The organism is Plantibacter sp. PA-3-X8, assembly GCF_003856975.1.
Classification (GTDB): domain Bacteria; phylum Actinomycetota; class Actinomycetes; order Actinomycetales; family Microbacteriaceae; genus Plantibacter; species Plantibacter auratus.
In genome coordinates this window covers 557,235-573,131 of sequence record NZ_CP033107.1, presented here as the reverse complement: position 1 = coordinate 573,131, position 15,897 = coordinate 557,235, and the positions used below count along the sequence as shown (strand labels likewise).

14 protein-coding genes and 1 rRNA gene are annotated in these 15,897 nt (G+C 67.3%); 14 read left to right on the top strand and 1 reads right to left on the bottom strand.

Annotated features, from left to right (window positions below; all coding sequences use genetic code 11):
• The first annotated feature begins 80 nt into the window (after positions 1-80).
• Together EAO79_RS02795 and EAO79_RS02790 are read left to right on the top strand one after the other, a co-directional pair.
• Positions 81-386, top strand: a complete 306-nt coding sequence (locus tag EAO79_RS02795; protein ID WP_124767699.1) for a hypothetical protein — start codon at positions 81-83, stop codon at positions 384-386.
• Positions 383-1,825, top strand: coding sequence for a hypothetical protein (locus EAO79_RS02790; RefSeq protein WP_124767698.1), 1,443 nt, complete (start codon positions 383-385; stop codon positions 1,823-1,825). The genes EAO79_RS02795 and EAO79_RS02790 overlap by 4 nt, the downstream gene beginning before the upstream one ends.
• Positions 1,826-1,845: 20 nt before the next feature.
• Here EAO79_RS02790 and EAO79_RS02785 read toward each other — a convergent pair whose 3' ends face one another.
• Entirely contained in the window at positions 1,846-2,238 is a 393-nt protein-coding gene (locus EAO79_RS02785; RefSeq protein WP_124767697.1) for a phage holin family protein, read from the bottom strand.
• 100 nt (positions 2,239-2,338) lie between these two features.
• On the opposite strand from EAO79_RS02785, the gene EAO79_RS02780 reads away from it, so the two are divergent.
• The 12 genes from EAO79_RS02780 (at position 2,339) to EAO79_RS02725 (ending at position 15,793) form a co-directional block, all read left to right on the top strand.
• Positions 2,339-3,490 carry a histidinol-phosphate transaminase gene (locus EAO79_RS02780; RefSeq protein ID WP_241160968.1) on the top strand — a complete coding sequence of 384 codons (1,152 nt, stop codon included), beginning with the start codon at positions 2,339-2,341 and terminating at the stop codon, positions 3,488-3,490.
• Positions 3,487-4,626 (top strand): thiamine pyrophosphate-dependent enzyme, encoded by a 1,140-nt coding sequence (locus tag EAO79_RS02775; protein ID WP_124767696.1) that lies wholly within the window; start codon positions 3,487-3,489, stop codon positions 4,624-4,626. Before EAO79_RS02780 ends, EAO79_RS02775 begins: the two co-directional genes overlap by 4 nt.
• A complete protein-coding gene (locus EAO79_RS02770) occupies positions 4,623-5,603 on the top strand; it encodes an alpha-ketoacid dehydrogenase subunit beta (RefSeq protein WP_079704170.1) in 981 nt (326 codons plus the stop codon). The genes EAO79_RS02775 and EAO79_RS02770 overlap by 4 nt, the downstream gene beginning before the upstream one ends.
• Before the next feature lie 26 nt (positions 5,604-5,629).
• Entirely contained in the window at positions 5,630-7,003 is a 1,374-nt protein-coding gene (locus EAO79_RS02765; RefSeq protein WP_124767695.1) for a dihydrolipoamide acetyltransferase family protein, read from the top strand.
• A gap of 97 nt (positions 7,004-7,100) precedes the next feature.
• On the top strand, positions 7,101-8,075 hold the full coding sequence (locus EAO79_RS02760) for a metal ABC transporter solute-binding protein, Zn/Mn family (protein ID WP_079704168.1): 975 nt from the start codon (positions 7,101-7,103) through the stop codon (positions 8,073-8,075).
• Entirely contained in the window at positions 8,072-8,926 is an 855-nt protein-coding gene (locus EAO79_RS02755; RefSeq protein WP_124767694.1) for a metal ABC transporter ATP-binding protein, read from the top strand. The genes EAO79_RS02760 and EAO79_RS02755 overlap by 4 nt, the downstream gene beginning before the upstream one ends.
• Positions 8,923-9,822 (top strand): metal ABC transporter permease, encoded by a 900-nt coding sequence (locus EAO79_RS02750; RefSeq protein ID WP_124767693.1) that lies wholly within the window; start codon positions 8,923-8,925, stop codon positions 9,820-9,822. The genes EAO79_RS02755 and EAO79_RS02750 overlap by 4 nt, the downstream gene beginning before the upstream one ends.
• Before the next feature lie 92 nt (positions 9,823-9,914).
• Complete coding sequence (locus tag EAO79_RS02745) at positions 9,915-10,316, top strand: Fur family transcriptional regulator (RefSeq protein WP_079704165.1); 402 nt, start codon at positions 9,915-9,917, stop codon at positions 10,314-10,316.
• Positions 10,317-10,323: 7 nt separating this feature from the next.
• Positions 10,324-11,409, top strand: a complete 1,086-nt coding sequence (locus EAO79_RS02740; protein WP_371413667.1) for a permease — start codon at positions 10,324-10,326, stop codon at positions 11,407-11,409.
• The gene (locus tag EAO79_RS02735) at positions 11,402-12,214 is read left to right on the top strand and encodes a TIGR03943 family protein (protein WP_241160967.1); all 813 of its coding nucleotides are present in this window, start codon (positions 11,402-11,404) and stop codon (positions 12,212-12,214) included. Before EAO79_RS02740 ends, EAO79_RS02735 begins: the two co-directional genes overlap by 8 nt.
• The gene (locus tag EAO79_RS02730; RefSeq protein WP_124767692.1) at positions 12,204-13,670 is read left to right on the top strand and encodes a hypothetical protein; all 1,467 of its coding nucleotides are present in this window, start codon (positions 12,204-12,206) and stop codon (positions 13,668-13,670) included. Before EAO79_RS02735 ends, EAO79_RS02730 begins: the two co-directional genes overlap by 11 nt.
• Before the next feature lie 602 nt (positions 13,671-14,272).
• Positions 14,273-15,793, top strand: a 16S ribosomal RNA gene (locus EAO79_RS02725).
• Positions 15,794-15,897 lie beyond the last annotated feature (104 nt).

Below are 15,897 nucleotides of genomic sequence, written 5' to 3'. Positions count from 1 at the left end.
GGTGTGCCGGCGTGACCGCTCCGCCGGTTGGGCAGAGTCGAGCGTGATGCCGGCGGTGGGCGGGCGGAGGGCGAGGGGACATGGCGTTGGAGTACGACCCGTTGGCGATGGGCTTCCCGTCGCAGTCGACGGCAGAGGAGGTTGCCTCGATACTCGAGGGGCGCGCTCGATGTCTCGAGGACGTCCTGCTCGAACTGGAGCCGGAGATCCTCAGGTTCGCGCAAGCGCGCAGCGGTCTCGAGTGGGTCGGTCCAGCAGCCGTGCAGTTCTCCTGGTCCGCGGACGAACTGACCGCAGTGCTTCGTCAATCGGCCTCTGCACTCGATGAGGGACTCCGAAGCGCTCGTGGGGCGGCATCGTCGATCGCCGACGGGAGTGGAAGATGAGCGACGACCTCACCATCCGAGGAGGAGGCGTCGTAGCCGTCGCCACTGAGGATCACCTGCTCCTCGGCGCGTTGCTCCTCGAACTCGGCGAGGCCTGCGCGAGCTGGGCCGACCGCGTGGAATCGGTGTCGACCGACGACGTGTCCCTGGTGCCCGTCGGCCCGACGATCGTTCCCCAAGCCGATGCGGGGGCGGGAAGCGGGGCGGCTGCGAAGGCCGCCACCAGCTTGCGGCGTGCGAGCGACGACGCGAGCCGGTTGGGCGGGCATCTCATCGTCGGGGCGGAGCAATACGGAGAGCTCGAGCGGATGGTCCAATCGTTGTTCACGTTCACCGGAGGCGCCGCGGGATGGGTCCTGGGAGCCTCCCCATTGATCCCGCTCGGTGTCCTCGCCGCCGTTGGAGAGGTGACGCTCATCAGGACCGTGTTCCGCGGAATGTTGGGGCTGCTGTCCTCGGACCTGCAGGACGGCTTCGATGAGGTCTCGGCGAAGACTGCGCGTGAGCTGATGTCGTCACCCGCGTTCGTCGCCCTCGTGCGCGGAGTCGTATCGGGTTCCGACGAGTTCATGATCAGCGCGTTCGGTCTGCCGGCGATGCTCGACGCGAACCGTCTGAGCGAGGAGGGCATCACCGGGGTGGCGTTCGCGGCCGCGGTCGCACTGCGCGGAGTCGACCGTGCCGGCCTCCTCACTCCCGCGGCGCCGGTCCGCACGGTCGAGGTGAAGGCCCAGGGCGCTCCGGCGCCCCTGAAACCTCCGACCCGGTACGAGGACCTCGTCGAGCGGATGCCGCACGGGGGAGCGGGCTCCCCGCAGATCAGGATCGAGCGGTACGAGGACGCCTCCGGCGCCGACCAGTGGATCGTCTGGTCGGGTGGAACCATCGAGACCGGGTTCCCTGAGACGTCGACCGAGCCCTTCGACAACCGCAGCAATGTCAACGCGGTCGCAGGTCTGGAGGCGGAGAGCGCCGAAGCGACCCTCCAAGCCATGCGACTCGCGGGTATCCCGGACGGCGCCTCCGTGCTCCACGTCGGGTACTCCCAGGGCGGCATCATCGCGTCCCGCATCGCTGCCAGCGGTACCTACGACTCCTCGGTCGTCACCTTCGGATCGCCGGTCGAATCGGTCGACTTCGCGGACGACCTCCCGCGCACCCATGTCGAACACACCGAGGACGTCATCCCCGCGCTCTCCGGTGAACGACGCGACTCACTCAACGGGGGTACTGTCGTCCAGCGTTCGTTGTACGACGGAGGACCACCGCCGGCCGGTGACGATCCCCTTCCGGCTCACAATCTCGACCGTTACCGGGAGACGGCGCGCCTCATCGACCAGTCCTCGGAGGAGCGGCTCACGCCAGCGATCGACCCCCTCGCCGGGCTCACCGGCACCGGGGAGGTCTGGCAGTACCGGGCCGACAAGGTCCTCCCGTGACCGGGTGGTGGAGCTGAGTGTCAGTCCTCCGTCTTCGGGCGGATGACGATGCCGAGCAGCCAGTTCACGATCGAGATGACGATCGCCCCGAGGACGCCCCACCAGAAGCCGTCGACGGTCAGGCCGAAGCCGAACCAGCCGCTGATGCCTGCGGTGATGAGGAGGAGGAGCCCGTTGATGAGGAGCCCGATCAGGCCGAGTGTGAGGATGTAGAGGGGGAACGCGAGCACCTTGATGACCGAGCCGATGATGGTGTTCACGACCGCGAAGATGAGGGCGACGAGCGCGAAGGTCAGGATCGTCTCGAGCGTGCCGCCGGGCGCGTACGGTGTCACGTTCACACCGGCGACGATGAGGGTGGTGACCCAGATGGCGAAGCCGTTGACGATCAGGTTCAGCAGAAAACGTCCCATGACGGCAATCCTCCCACCCTTGCCACGGCGGGCAAAGGGCCGATTCGGACCGGCGCACTGCATTCCGACGCAGGTATCCTTCGCGGCCTAGACTCGTCGAGTGAGTGACAACCTGCCAACCACCGCCCAGCCGGCCGCTCAGCCGGGCCGGAGCCCGGTCCGTCTCCGTCCGGAGATCGCAGATCTGCCGCCCTACCGTCAGGGCAAGCCGGCCGCACCCGACGCCTTCAAGCTCTCCAGCAACGAGGTCCCGTTCCCGCCGCTCGACGCCGTCCTCTCGGCCATCACCGACACGGCTGCGAACTCCCACCGCTACCCCGACGGCGCCGCACTCGCGTTGCGCACGGCGCTCGCCGAAGCCAACGGCGTCACGCCGGAACGCATCCACATCGGGGCGGGCTCGGTCGCACTCCTCAGCCAGTTCATCACCGCCACCGCCGGTCCGGGAGACGAGGTCGTCTTCGCCTGGCGATCCTTCGAGGCCTACCCGGGTCTCGTGACCGTCGCCGGCGCGACGTCCGTGCGCGTCCCGAACCGGCCCGACGGCTCCCACGACCTCGAGGCGATGGCCGCAGCCGTCACCGACCGCACCCGCGTCGTCATCGTCTGCACGCCGAACAACCCCACGGGCCCGGTCGTCGAGCGCGCCGCCTTCCTCGCCTTCCTCCGCTCCGTGCCGTCGGACGTGCTCGTCCTCCTCGATGAGGCCTACCGCGAGTTCGTCACCGACGACGACGCCGTCAACGGCATCCCGCTCCTCGACGAGCACCCGAACCTCGTCGTGCTCCGCACCTTCTCGAAGGCTTACGGACTCGCCGGCCTCCGCGTCGGCTGGGCCATCGGCCACGAGCTCGTCCTCGACGGCGCCCGCAACGCGGCCATCCCGCTCTCCAGCACCGCGCCGGCGCAGCAGGCGGCCATCGCCGGACTCGCGAACGCCGAGGACATCCGAGCCCGCGTCGCGGTCATCACCGCCCGACGCGACGACCTCGCCGCCGCACTCCGCGAGCAGGGCTGGTTCATCCCCGCGGCACAGGGCAACTTCGTCTGGTTCGGCCTCGGCGAGCAGACGGCCGCGGCGAACGAGACCTTCCTCGCGCACGGCATCGTCGGCCGCGCCTTCCCCGGCGACGGCGTCCGCATCTCGATCGGTGAAGCCGAGTCGATCGAACCGCTCCTCGCCGCCGCTGCAGAGATCCTCGCCGGACTGCCGGCCGACCACCCGACACGAGAGGGAGTGCGCTCACGATGAGCCGTTCCGGAGACGACCCCACCGTGCCCAGCGTCCAGTTCATCGACGCGGCCGGCACCTTCGCGCCGAACGAACACGCGGAGCGCTATCAGCCGTTCCTCGATCGCCTGACCGAGACCGACCTGCAGCAGTTCTACCGCGACATGGCGAACGTCCGCGCCTTCGACATCGAGGCGACGAACCTGCAGCGCCAGGGCCAGATGGCGCTGTGGCCGCCGAGTCACGGGCAGGAGGCGGCACAGGTCGGTTCGGCGCGTGCGGCGCGAGCCCAGGACCACATCTTCCCCTCCTACCGCGAACACGTCGTCGCGATGATCCGCGGTGTCGACCCCATCGACATCGTCCGCCTCATGCGCGGCAACACGCACGGCGGCTGGGACCCGGCAGATCCGTCCAACGGCAACATGCACCTGTACACCCTCGTGCTCGCCGCTCAGACCCTGCACGCGACCGGCTACGCGATGGGCCTGAACTTCGACAAGGCCGTCGGCACCGGCGACCCCGACCGCGACACGGCCGTGCTCGTCTACTTCGGCGACGGCTCGAGCTCCGAGGGTGACGCGAACGAGGCGTACATCTACGCCGCCAGCTACCAGACGCCGCAGGTGTTCTTCCTGCAGAACAACCAGTGGGCCATCTCCGTCCCCGTCTCCCGCCAGGCCCGCGAGCCGCTCTACCAGCGCGCAGCCGGGTTCGGCCTCGACAGCGTCCGCATCGACGGCAACGACGTGCTCGCGAGCTACGCGACGGCGGCGAAGCACCTCGACGACGCCCGCGCCGGCCACGGCCCGAGCCTCATCGAGGCGATGACCTACCGCGTCGGCGCCCACACCACGAGCGACGACCCGACCAAGTACCGCACCGACGACGAACTCCAGTCCTGGATCGCCCGCGACCCGATCGTCCGGTTCAAGACGTACCTCCAGGGTCTCGGCGCTTCCGACGCGTTCTTCGCCGAGGTCGACGAGGAGGCTGCTGCACTCGCGGAGGACACCCGCATCCGCACGCTCGCCCTCGAAGCGCCCGGCCGAGAGGTCATCTTCGACGGCGTCTACTCCGAACCGCACCCGCTCATGGTCGAGCAACAGGCCTGGCTCGAACGCTACGAGGCCTCGCTCGAAGGAGGCAACGCATGACGACGACCACCATGCCGATGGCCAAGGCGCTGAACGCAGGCCTCCGGAAGGCGATGACCGAGGACGACAAGGTCCTGCTGATGGGCGAGGATATCGGCCCGCTCGGCGGCGTCTTCCGCGTCACCGAGGGCTTGCACGCCGAGTTCGGCGGCGACCGCGTCCTCGACACCCCGCTGGCGGAGTCCGGCATCGTCGGCACCGCGATCGGTCTCGCCATGCGCGGCTACCGTCCGGTGTGCGAGATCCAGTTCGACGGCTTCGTGTTCCCGGCCTTCAACCAGATCACGACGCAGCTCGCGAAGCTCACCAACCGGCACGAGGGCAAGCTGCAGATGCCCGTCGTCATCCGGATCCCCTACGGCGGACACATCGGCGCGGTCGAGCACCACCAGGAGAGCCCCGAGGCGTACTTCGCCCACACGGCCGGCCTCCGCGTCGTCAGCCCGTCGACCCCGAACGACGCCTACTGGATGATCCAGGAGGCCATCGCTTCGAACGACCCGGTCGTCTTCCTCGAGCCGAAGAGCCGCTACTGGCCGAAGGGCGAGGTCGACCTCGACGGCTCGGCCGCGCCACTGCACGGCAGCCGCATCGTCCGCACCGGCACGGAGGTCACCCTCGCCGGACACGGCGCGATCGTGAGCGTCATGCTGCAGGCGGCTGAACTGGCCGCCACCGAGGGCACGAGCGTCGAGGTCGTCGACATGCGCTCGCTGTCGCCCATCGACTACGACCCGCTCGTCGAATCCGTCCGCCGAACCGGCCGCCTCGTCTACGTGCAGGAGGCGCCCGGCTTCACGAGCGTCGGCTCGGAGATCGCGGCGACCGTCACCGAGCGTGCCTTCTACTCGCTCGAGGCACCCGTTCTTCGGGTGTCCGGGTTCGACACCCCGTTCCCGCCGGCGAAGCTCGAAGGCGTCTACCTCCCGGATGCCGACCGCATCCTCGAGGCCGTCGATCGCTCGCTGGCGTACTGAACACCGAAGGAAGACGAGGAACCACGATGAGTGATCTCCAGTTCGAACTGCCGGACGTCGGCGAAGGCCTGACCGAGGCCGAGATCGTCGCATGGAAGGTCGCGCCGGGCGACGCCGTCTCGGTCAACCAGGTGCTGGTCGAGATCGAGACCGCGAAGTCGCTCGTCGAACTCCCGTCGCCGTTCGCCGGCACTGTCGGCGCCCTGCTCGTCGAGGAGGGCCAGACCGTCGACGTCGGGACGCCCATCATCAGCGTGAGCACCGGTGGTGGGGCAGCGACCGCCGAGCCGACCGTGCCTGCACCGGCGGTCGTCGAGTCGGAGGAGGCCACGCTGGCCGCCGACACCGCGGCGAGCGTCTCTCCTGCCGAAGAGCCGCGCCCTGGTGCCGTGCTCGTCGGGTACGGCAGCGCCGGCAGCACCTCGAGCCGTCGCCGGGGCCGTGGCGCGACGCCGGTCGTCGAGCCGGCGAGCCCGGCCGTCACCCCGCAGCCGCCCGTGCGCCGCCAGCCTCCGTCGAGCATCCCCGCCGCGTCCGCGCTGCCGGTCATCGCCAAGCCGCCGATCCGGAAGCTCGCGAAGGACCTCGAGGTCGACCTCACGGCCATCGAAGGCACCGGGCTCGCGGGTGAGATCACCCGCGACGACGTCATCCGTGAGGCCAGCCAGGCGAGCGTGTTCCGCAACATCGAGACGCCGGAGTGGGCCGACGAGCGCGAGGAGCGCATCCCGGTCAAGGGCGTCCGCAAGGCCATCGCGACGGCCATGACCCGCAGCGCCTTCACCGCGCCGCACGTCTCCCTCTTCGTCGACGTCGACGCGACGCGCACGATGGAGTTCGTCAAGCGCCTGAAGAACTCGACGGACTTCGCCGGCGTCAAGGTCTCGCCGCTGCTCATCATGGCCAAGGCGATGATCTGGGCGGTCCGCCGCAACCCCACGGTCAACAGCGAGTGGACCGACCAGGAGATCATCGTCCGCCACTACGTGAACCTCGGCGTCGCCGCCGCGACTCCGCGCGGACTGATCGTCCCGAACGTCAAGGAGGCGCAGGCGATGAGCCTGCTCGAGCTGGCGCGCGCCCTCGAGACCCTCACGCTCACGGCCCGCGACGGCAAGACGCCGCCGGCCGACCAGCAGAACGGCACGATCACGGTGACGAACATCGGTGTCTTCGGCATGGACACCGGCACCCCGATCCTCAACCCGGGCGAGGTCGGCATCGTCGCGCTCGGCACGATCAAGCAGAAGCCGTGGGTCGTCGACGGCGAGGTGCGCAGTCGGTTCGTGACGACGCTCGGCGCCTCCTTCGACCACCGCGTGGTGGACGGCGACGTCGCGAGCCGCTTCCTGGCGGACGTCGCGTCGATCATCGAGGAGCCGGCGCTGCTGCTCGACTGAGTACACCTGCTCAGGAACCTTCCAGCCGGACGATTTTGAGAATCAGTATCAATAGGCGTACCGTTGGCCTTCTCACCCCGATCGAGAAGGTTCATCAATGCGCGCTCGCACCCTGCTCCCAGCCTTGGCCATCTTCCCGGCAGCCGCCCTCGTCCTCGCGGGCTGCTCCGGCAGCGGCGCGTCGAGCGCGACCGACGACGGCAAGATCAACATCGTCGCCTCCACGAACGTGTACGGCGACATCGCTTCGAAGATCGGCGGTAAGGACGTCGAGGTGACCTCGCTCATCTCCTCGGCCGCTCAGGACCCGCACTCCTACGAGGCGAGCACGCAGGACCAGCTCTCCATCAAGAACGCCGACCTCGTCATCGAGAACGGCGGCGGCTACGACCCATTCGTCGACACGCTCCTCGACGCAGCCAAGAACGAGTCCGTCGAGGTCGTCAACGTCGTCGACCTGTCGGGCCTCGCCCCGGACGACGACCACGCAGACGAGCAGCACACGGATGAGGCGCACGCCGAGGACGACGGCCACGACCACATCGAGGGCTTCAACGAGCACGTCTGGTACAGCTTCCCGACGATGGCGAAGCTCGCCGACGAGCTGGCCAAGGAGCTCGGCGAACTCGACAGCGCGAACGCCGCCACGTACACCGCGAACGCGAAGGCTTTCACCGAGTCCCTCGGCACGATCGAGACGGCCCAGGCCGCGATCAAGACCGCACACGACGGCGAGGGCGTCGCCATCACCGAGCCCGTCCCGCTCTACCTGCTTGAGGGCGCCGGACTCGTGAACCGGACCCCCGAGGCGTTCAGCGAGGCGATCGAGGAGGGCACCGACGTGTCGCCGACCGTCCTCAAGGAGACGCTCGACCTCTTCGGCGGCGGATCGGTCGCGCTGCTTGCCTACAATGAGCAGACGAGTGGCGGTGAGACCGAACAGGTCAAGACCGCCGCGGAGAACGCAGGCGTGCCGGTGCTGTCATTCACCGAGACCCTCCCGGACGGCAAGGACTACCTCTCGTGGATGACCGAGAACGTCGACGCCGTGGCGGACGCTCTGAATCGATGACCAGCGGTCCGACCGACGACTCAGGCCCCGTCGACGTCCTGGCGCTCGCCGGGGCCGAGCTCGGTTTCGGCGGACGCACGCTCTGGGACGGCCTCGACCTCTCGGTGCGCCCGGGGGAGTTCCTCGCCGTGCTCGGCCCGAACGGCTCCGGCAAGACGAGTCTGCTGCGCACTATCCTCGGGCAGCAGCAGCTCGACCGCGGGACCATCAGGGTCGCCGGAGGCCCGGTGCACCGCGGCGACCGCCGCATCGGCTACATCCCGCAGCAGAAGCTCATCCCCGCCGGCACGCCGATGCGCGGTCGCGATCTCGTCGCCCTCGGCGTCGACGGTCACCGCTTCGGTCTCCCCATCCGCACCGCGGCGACGAAGCGTCGGGTCGACGAGCTGATCGCCTCCGTCGGCGCGACCGCCTATGCCGACGGCGCGGTGGGCACCCTGTCCGGCGGTGAGCAGCAGCGGCTCCGCGTCGCCCAGGCGCTCGCAGACGACCCGATCCTCCTCCTCTGCGACGAACCGCTGCTCAGCCTCGACCTCCAGCATCAGCGCGGGGTCAGCGAACTTATCGACCGTCGTCGGCGCGAGCACGACACCGCGGTGGTCTTCGTCACCCACGACGTGAACCCGGTGCTCCCCATGGTCGACCGCATCCTGTACCTCGCGGGCGGCCGGTTCCGGGAGGGCACGCCCGACGAGGTGCTCCGCAGCGAGGTGCTGTCGGAGCTCTACGGCACGCCCGTCGACGTGCTCCGCAGCCACGGCCGGGTCGTCGTGGTCGGCATCCCCGACAGCGAGACCCACCACCATCACCACGACGATTCGCACACCGGTGCGGTGGGGGTCGGCGCATGAACACCGACGACCTCTGGGGACGCTTGTTCAACTTCCAGGACTACGGCGCACTCCTCGAACTCGTGCAGAACTCGATCATCGCCGGCGCGGTCCTGGGCATCGTCGGCGGCCTCATCGGCGTGTTCGTGATGCAGCGGGACATGGCGTTCGCGGTGCACGGGATCAGCGAGCTGTCCTTCGCCGGCGCCGCAGGTGCGCTGCTGTTTGGGGCCAACGTCGTCGTCGGGTCCCTCGCGGGCTCACTCGTCGCCGCGATCCTCATCGGCCTGCTCGGCTCCAAAGCGCGCGACCGCAACTCGATCATCGGGGTGCTCATGCCGTTCGGCCTCGGCCTCGGCATCCTGTTCCTCGCGCTCTATCCGGGCCGGAGTGCCAACAAGTTCGGGCTCCTCACCGGGCAGATCGTCTCGGTCGACGACCCGCAGCTCGGCCTACTCATCGTCATCAGCATCGTCGTGCTGGTCGCGCTCCTCCTCCTCTGGCGGCCCCTCAGCTTCGACAGCCTCGACCCGGACGTCGCCGCAGCGCGTGGGGTGCCGAGCCGGTTCGTCTCCCTCGCCTTCATGGTGCTGCTCGGGCTCACCGTCGCGGTGTCGGTGCAGATCATCGGTGCGCTGCTCGTCCTCGCGCTGCTCGTGACACCTGCGGCCGCGGCGCTCCGGGTGTCGTCGTCGCCCGTCCTCGTCCCGGTGCTGAGCATGCTCTTCGGCTTCGTCTCGGCGGTCGGCGGCATCCTGCTCGCCATCGGTGGATCGCTTCCGATCAGCCCCTACATCACGACGATCTCCTTCCTCATCTACCTCGTCTGCCGCATCGTCGGGCCGCGCACCGCGTCCAGGCGACGTGGTCGTCGGGCACCCGTCGGCGAGACGCGGCATGCCCAGGTCGCACGATGATCGTGGACCGTGCACCGCGTCCGCGTGGAGCTGCTTCGGAGCGTCCTCCGAGCGGTTCCCGGGTACCCTTGAAGCGACAGGCAGGAGCACCCGTGGCGAAGCGCAACACCTGGCAGCGAGAAGCTGTCCGCGAGGCCCTCGGCGGCAACGACGGATTCATCAGCGCCCAGGGTCTGCACGCCGAACTCCGCGACACCGGTTCGCCGATCGGGCTCGCGACCGTGTACCGCGCCCTCTCCGACCTCGCGGTCGAGGGCGAAGCGGACTCCCTGCAGTCGCCGGAGGGCGAGAACCTCTACCGCGCCTGCACGCCGGGCACCCACCACCACCACCTCATCTGCCGCAACTGTGGTCTCACCATCGAGATCGAGGCCGACGAGGTCGAGGCCTGGGCGCGCTCGGTCGCGTCGCAGCACGGGTTCACCGAGGCGAAGCACGTCGTCGACGTCTTCGGGCTCTGCGAGAACTGCTCGGCGGCGGCCCAGCGCGCGTGAGGCCGGAGTGAGCAGGACGACCGGCACCCTCGGGGTCGACGACGACTGGACCGCGCCCGACGACGGCGCGGAGCACTGGGGTCGCACCGAGGGGCGTGATCCACGGAACCTGCGGACACCGCTCCTGATCGGCGTCGCACTGCTCGTGGTGGTCGGGCTCTTCGTGCTCCGGGCGCTCATGCCGCTCGGTGAGGCGCTCACCCCGCCCACCGCGGTGCGCGACTTCGTGACCCTGACGCTCAGCGTGGTGGTGGAGTCGCTGCCGTTCGTGGTGCTCGGCATCGTGCTGTCGATCCTCGTGCAGATCTGGCTTCCCGACGGCTGGCTCGAGCGGTGGTTGCCGACGCAGCCGATCCTCCGCCGAGCCTGCATCTCGCTGCTCGGCATGTTCCTGCCGGTCTGCGAGTGCGGGAACGTCCCGCTCGCCCGCGGCCTCATCGTGCGCGGGTTCACGGTGCCGGAGTCGATCACCTTCCTGCTCGCGGCGCCGATCCTCAACCCCATCGTCATCGTCACGACGCATCAGGCCTTCGGCTGGGACGGCGGGATCCTCGTCGCCCGGCTCGTCGGCGGGTTCCTGCTCGCGAACCTCATCGGGTGGCTCTTCAGCAAGCACCCCGACCCCAGCTCGCTGCTCACGCCGACCTTCCAAGCCAGCTGCGAGGTGACCGAGCAGCACGGGCACGAGCACACGAAGGTGGAGCGCAGCCTGCAGCAGTTCGTCGCCGAGGCGCGCGCGATCATGCCGGCGCTGCTCATCGGGTCGGCCGTGGCCGGCGCCGTGCAGGTGCTCGTGCCGCGCGAGGTGCTCGTCACCCTCGGCGCGAACCCGGTCTGGTCGGTGCTCGCGATGATGACGCTCGCCGTGATCGTCTCGATCTGCTCGAACGTCGACGCCTTCTTCGTGCTGTCCTTCGGATCGACGTTCATGCCCGGCTCGATCGTCGCCTTCCTCGTCCTCGGCCCCGTCGTCGACGTCAAGATGCTCGCACTCATGCGCACCACCTACACGACCAGGACCCTCGTGATCATCACCGCCGTCGCCGTGCTGTTCTCGGCGGCCCTCGGATTCGGAGTGAACGCCCTTGCCTGATCAGAACGCCACCCACGGACACGCGCACGCCGAGACGTCGACGGCCGGCGATCGTCGCGTCCCACTGCTCGAACGCCTCCGGCAGCGATGGTGGGGCGTGCTGCTGCTCGTCACCGCCGCCGTGTGCATCCTCTGGCTCGCGCTGACCGACCGCCTCGGGCTCTACATCCACCCGCGCTACTTCGTGTTCACCGTCATCATGGCGCTCATCGCGGTCGCGCTCGGCATCGTCAGCGTCCTCGTCCACGTGGACGTCGAGGAGGTGCCGAAGCGTCGCGGACGAACGGCGCTGCAGCTCGCCTCCGTCGTGGGCAGTCTCGCGGTGGTCGGTGCGATGGTGGTGCTCCCGCCGTCGACGCTGTCGGTCGCGACGGCCGACCAGCGCGCGGTGAACTCCGGCACGCTCGCGGGGGAGGTCCAGGGGCAGGACGCCCAGACGGTGCTGACCTCGAACCCGGACTTCAGCACCTTCGGCATCAAGGACTGGGCGACGCTGTTGCGCCAGACGACGCGTCCCGCCGACCTCGAAGGGCGCGCCTTCACCGGGGTCGGCTTCGTGATCGCCGATCCGGACGCGGCCGACGTCTTCTACGTCTCGCGGTTCGTCGTGAACTGCTGCGCCGTGGACGCCCAGCCGGTCGGTGTGCCCGTGCAGCTCGACGGCTGGGACAAACAGCTCAAGCCCGGTGACTGGGTCGAGGTCTCGGGGGCGCTCACCGCGAGCGACGCCTCGCATCTGCCATTGGTGGTCGGGACGGCGAAGGTCGACAAGGTCGAGGAGCCGGCGGACCCGTATGACTACTGATCGCCGGGGTGGCGCACGAGGCCGGTCGACGCAGGCCGTCGGCGACCGGAGCGGTTTCGGCCGGCTGGTCGCGATCGTGCTGATCGCGCTCGTCGTCATCGGTGGCGGCGCGGCCGTCGTGGGCTTGACCCAGGGGCCGAAGCTCGTCCGCACGGTGGTCGACCCGACCGGACTCGTGGAGTCCTGGGGCCAGCGGGTCGTCCTGGCGGTGAACCAACCGATCGCGGATCTCGGGTCGGACCGGGTGCGGATCGAGCCGGCAGCAGACTTCGACCTCAGTACCGGGGCCGGCGGCATCACGCTGGTGTTCCCCGAGCCGCTCGCCTATGCGACGGACTACCGGATCACGGTCGACGGAGTCACCGCGCCGGGTGGCGGACCGGCGGCCACGCTCACGACGTCGTTCTCGACGCCGCCCGTCGAGGGGTTCTCGCTCGTGAGGAGTCCGGTCAAGGACGGCGGCTCGGCGGCGACGAAGGCGGACGACCGGATCGTGCGCCTCTCGATCGGCGGTGGTGAACCCGAGACCGCGTACGAAGCGGCGAAGATCCAGGAGTTCGCGACGATCGGCGACTCCCTGATCGTCGTGGAGCAGGAGACGAGCGGGCTCGGTCGCATCGTGGTGGTGGACACGACCGACGGCAGTACCCAGGAGGTGGCCCTCCCGATGGGCGGGATGATCACCTCCTTGCAGACCGCCCCGGCGCAGAGTCGGGTGGGGTTCCTGTTCACGGAACAGTCGTTCGGCCGCGATGGTGGCGACAACCTCACGCTGTACTCGTTCGAGCTGCGGCAGGGGAAACCCACGGAGGCCGCTCGGGTCGGCGGGATCGACGGGGCTGCGGTCCAGGCGGCGGAGTGGTCGTTCGTGCCCCGGACCGCCTCGATGCTCGTCCGCACGGTCGACAACTCGCTCGAGCTGCTCGATCCTGCTGCGACGACCGATCCGGTGCTGCTCGGCCGGGCCTCACTCATCTCGAGCTACATCCCGGGGACCACCAAGGTCGTCATCGAGCAGGTCGACGGTGTGGTCGTGCTCGACCTCGCGACGGGGAAGAGCGAACCGTTCGTCCTGCCCTCGGTGGCACGCACCGAGATCCCCGGGCAACTCGTCGCGCTGTCGGAGTCCCTGTCGGCCAGGATCTACGCGGACTACGACCGCGCCGCCGGAACCACGGAGCAGCGGGTACTGGCGATCAAGGACGGCGCGACCGCCGAGCTCTATCGACCTGACGCGGGTGCCGTCATCTGGTCACTGTGCGCGAGCCCGAACGCGGAGTACGTCGCAGTCGTCGTCGTCCCCGACTTCGCGAAGGCCGGCTTCGACGGGTACGCCAACGCGCCGATGCCCAACGGTCCCGAGATCGAGGTCGTCGACGCCCGCACCGGCAAGGTGGTCGGGACGCAGGCCGGCTTCGACCTGTCCTGGTGCGCAGGCACGGGTGTCGCGCAGTGACCCTGCGCCGACCGGTTCACGGCCCCCTCGGCGAAAACCGCGTGATTCCGGGCGACACGCCCGGGATGCAAGCGGAATTTGCCACGATCCCGAGACACACGTAGAGTAATCACTCGTCACCCCAAAGGTGCGGGAAGCGGAAGAGCTTCTCGGCCTCAAGCGGGGACAATCCCCAGCCAAAAGCGAGAACATTTCGATGTTACCGTTTCAAGTCTCGGTTGGATGACTTCCTCCTGGTGTCACTCGTGCTCAGCATGACTCTGTTCGCAGAGCGGCTGAAACGCCGAGTTGACAACAAGCCGGGAAGATGTAAGATAGAGAAGTTGCCCTGCAGGGCGGTCGTGATGGCCAAAGGCAGGAGCATCCGATCCTTGAGAACTCAACAGCGTGCACAATGTCAAATGCCAAAAACCTCGTGCAATTGATGCCTTCCTTTTCGGTTGGTTGATGTTGTAAGAGATTCCTTTGGAAAACATTTAAACAAAACAAAGCAAGTCAGTAATGATTTGTTCTGTCAGTTTCAAACTTGCATCGTGTTCACCTATTCCGGTGGCATGGTGCGCGAAATGTGCCGGTCACTTCGGTGGTCGTGCAATTCAACATTTACGGAGAGTTTGATCCTGGCTCAGGACGAACGCTGGCGGCGTGCTTAACACATGCAAGTCGAACGATGAAGCCCAGCTTGCTGGGTGGATTAGTGGCGAACGGGTGAGTAACACGTGAGTAACCTGCCCTTGACTCTGGGATAAGCGTTGGAAACGACGTCTAATACCGGATACGAGCTTCCACCGCATGGTGAGTTGCTGGAAAGAATTTTGGTCAAGGATGGACTCGCGGCCTATCAGCTTGTTGGTGAGGTAATGGCTCACCAAGGCGACGACGGGTAGCCGGCCTGAGAGGGTGACCGGCCACACTGGGACTGAGACACGGCCCAGACTCCTACGGGAGGCAGCAGTGGGGAATATTGCACAATGGGCGAAAGCCTGATGCAGCAACGCCGCGTGAGGGACGACGGCCTTCGGGTTGTAAACCTCTTTTAGCAGGGAAGAAGCGAAAGTGACGGTACCTGCAGAAAAAGCACCGGCTAACTACGTGCCAGCAGCCGCGGTAATACGTAGGGTGCAAGCGTTGTCCGGAATTATTGGGCGTAAAGAGCTCGTAGGCGGTTTGTCGCGTCTGCTGTGAAATCCCGAGGCTCAACCTCGGGTCTGCAGTGGGTACGGGCAGACTAGAGTGCGGTAGGGGAGATTGGAATTCCTGGTGTAGCGGTGGAATGCGCAGATATCAGGAGGAACACCGATGGCGAAGGCAGATCTCTGGGCCGCTACTGACGCTGAGGAGCGAAAGGGTGGGGAGCAAACAGGCTTAGATACCCTGGTAGTCCACCCCGTAAACGTTGGGCGCTAGATGTGGGGACCATTCCACGGTTTCCGTGTCGTAGCTAACGCATTAAGCGCCCCGCCTGGGGAGTACGGCCGCAAGGCTAAAACTCAAAGGAATTGACGGGGGCCCGCACAAGCGGCGGAGCATGCGGATTAATTCGATGCAACGCGAAGAACCTTACCAAGGCTTGACATATACGAGAACGGGCCAGAAATGGTCAACTCTTTGGACACTCGTAAACAGGTGGTGCATGGTTGTCGTCAGCTCGTGTCGTGAGATGTTGGGTTAAGTCCCGCAACGAGCGCAACCCTCGTTCTATGTTGCCAGCACGTAATGGTGGGAACTCATGGGATACTGCCGGGGTCAACTCGGAGGAAGGTGGGGACGACGTCAAATCATCATGCCCCTTATGTCTTGGGCTTCACGCATGCTACAATGGCCAGTACAAAGGGCTGCAATACCGTAAGGTGGAGCGAATCCCAAAAAGCTGGTCCCAGTTCGGATTGAGGTCTGCAACTCGACCTCATGAAGTCGGAGTCGCTAGTAATCGCAGATCAGCAACGCTGCGGTGAATACGTTCCCGGGCCTTGTACACACCGCCCGTCAAGTCATGAAAGTCGGTAACACCCGAAGCCAGTGGCCTAACCGCAAGGATGGAGCTGTCTAAGGTGGGATCGGTAATTAGGACTAAGTCGTAACAAGGTAGCCGTACCGGAAGGTGCGGCTGGATCACCTCCTTTCTAAGGAGCATGTGCAACGCTCGTCTGTATACAGCGAGGTTTACGTTGCCAAGTCACACTGAGACGAATGTTCTCGGGTGGCGCTCATGGGTGGAACATTGACA

Coding starts and splice junctions, on each gene's coding strand:
- EAO79_RS02795 (WP_124767699.1), top strand. CDS start 81: ATGGCGTTGGAGTACGACCCGTTGGCGATGGGCTTCCCGTCGCAGTCG.
- EAO79_RS02790 (WP_124767698.1), top strand. CDS start 383: ATGAGCGACGACCTCACCATCCGAGGAGGAGGCGTCGTAGCCGTCGCC.
- EAO79_RS02785 (WP_124767697.1), bottom strand. CDS start 2,238: ATGGGACGTTTTCTGCTGAACCTGATCGTCAACGGCTTCGCCATCTGG.
- EAO79_RS02775 (WP_124767696.1), top strand. CDS start 3,487: ATGAGCCGTTCCGGAGACGACCCCACCGTGCCCAGCGTCCAGTTCATC.
- EAO79_RS02770 (WP_079704170.1), top strand. CDS start 4,623: ATGACGACGACCACCATGCCGATGGCCAAGGCGCTGAACGCAGGCCTC.
- EAO79_RS02765 (WP_124767695.1), top strand. CDS start 5,630: ATGAGTGATCTCCAGTTCGAACTGCCGGACGTCGGCGAAGGCCTGACC.
- EAO79_RS02760 (WP_079704168.1), top strand. CDS start 7,101: ATGCGCGCTCGCACCCTGCTCCCAGCCTTGGCCATCTTCCCGGCAGCC.
- EAO79_RS02755 (WP_124767694.1), top strand. CDS start 8,072: ATGACCAGCGGTCCGACCGACGACTCAGGCCCCGTCGACGTCCTGGCG.
- EAO79_RS02750 (WP_124767693.1), top strand. CDS start 8,923: ATGAACACCGACGACCTCTGGGGACGCTTGTTCAACTTCCAGGACTAC.
- EAO79_RS02730 (WP_124767692.1), top strand. CDS start 12,204: ATGACTACTGATCGCCGGGGTGGCGCACGAGGCCGGTCGACGCAGGCC.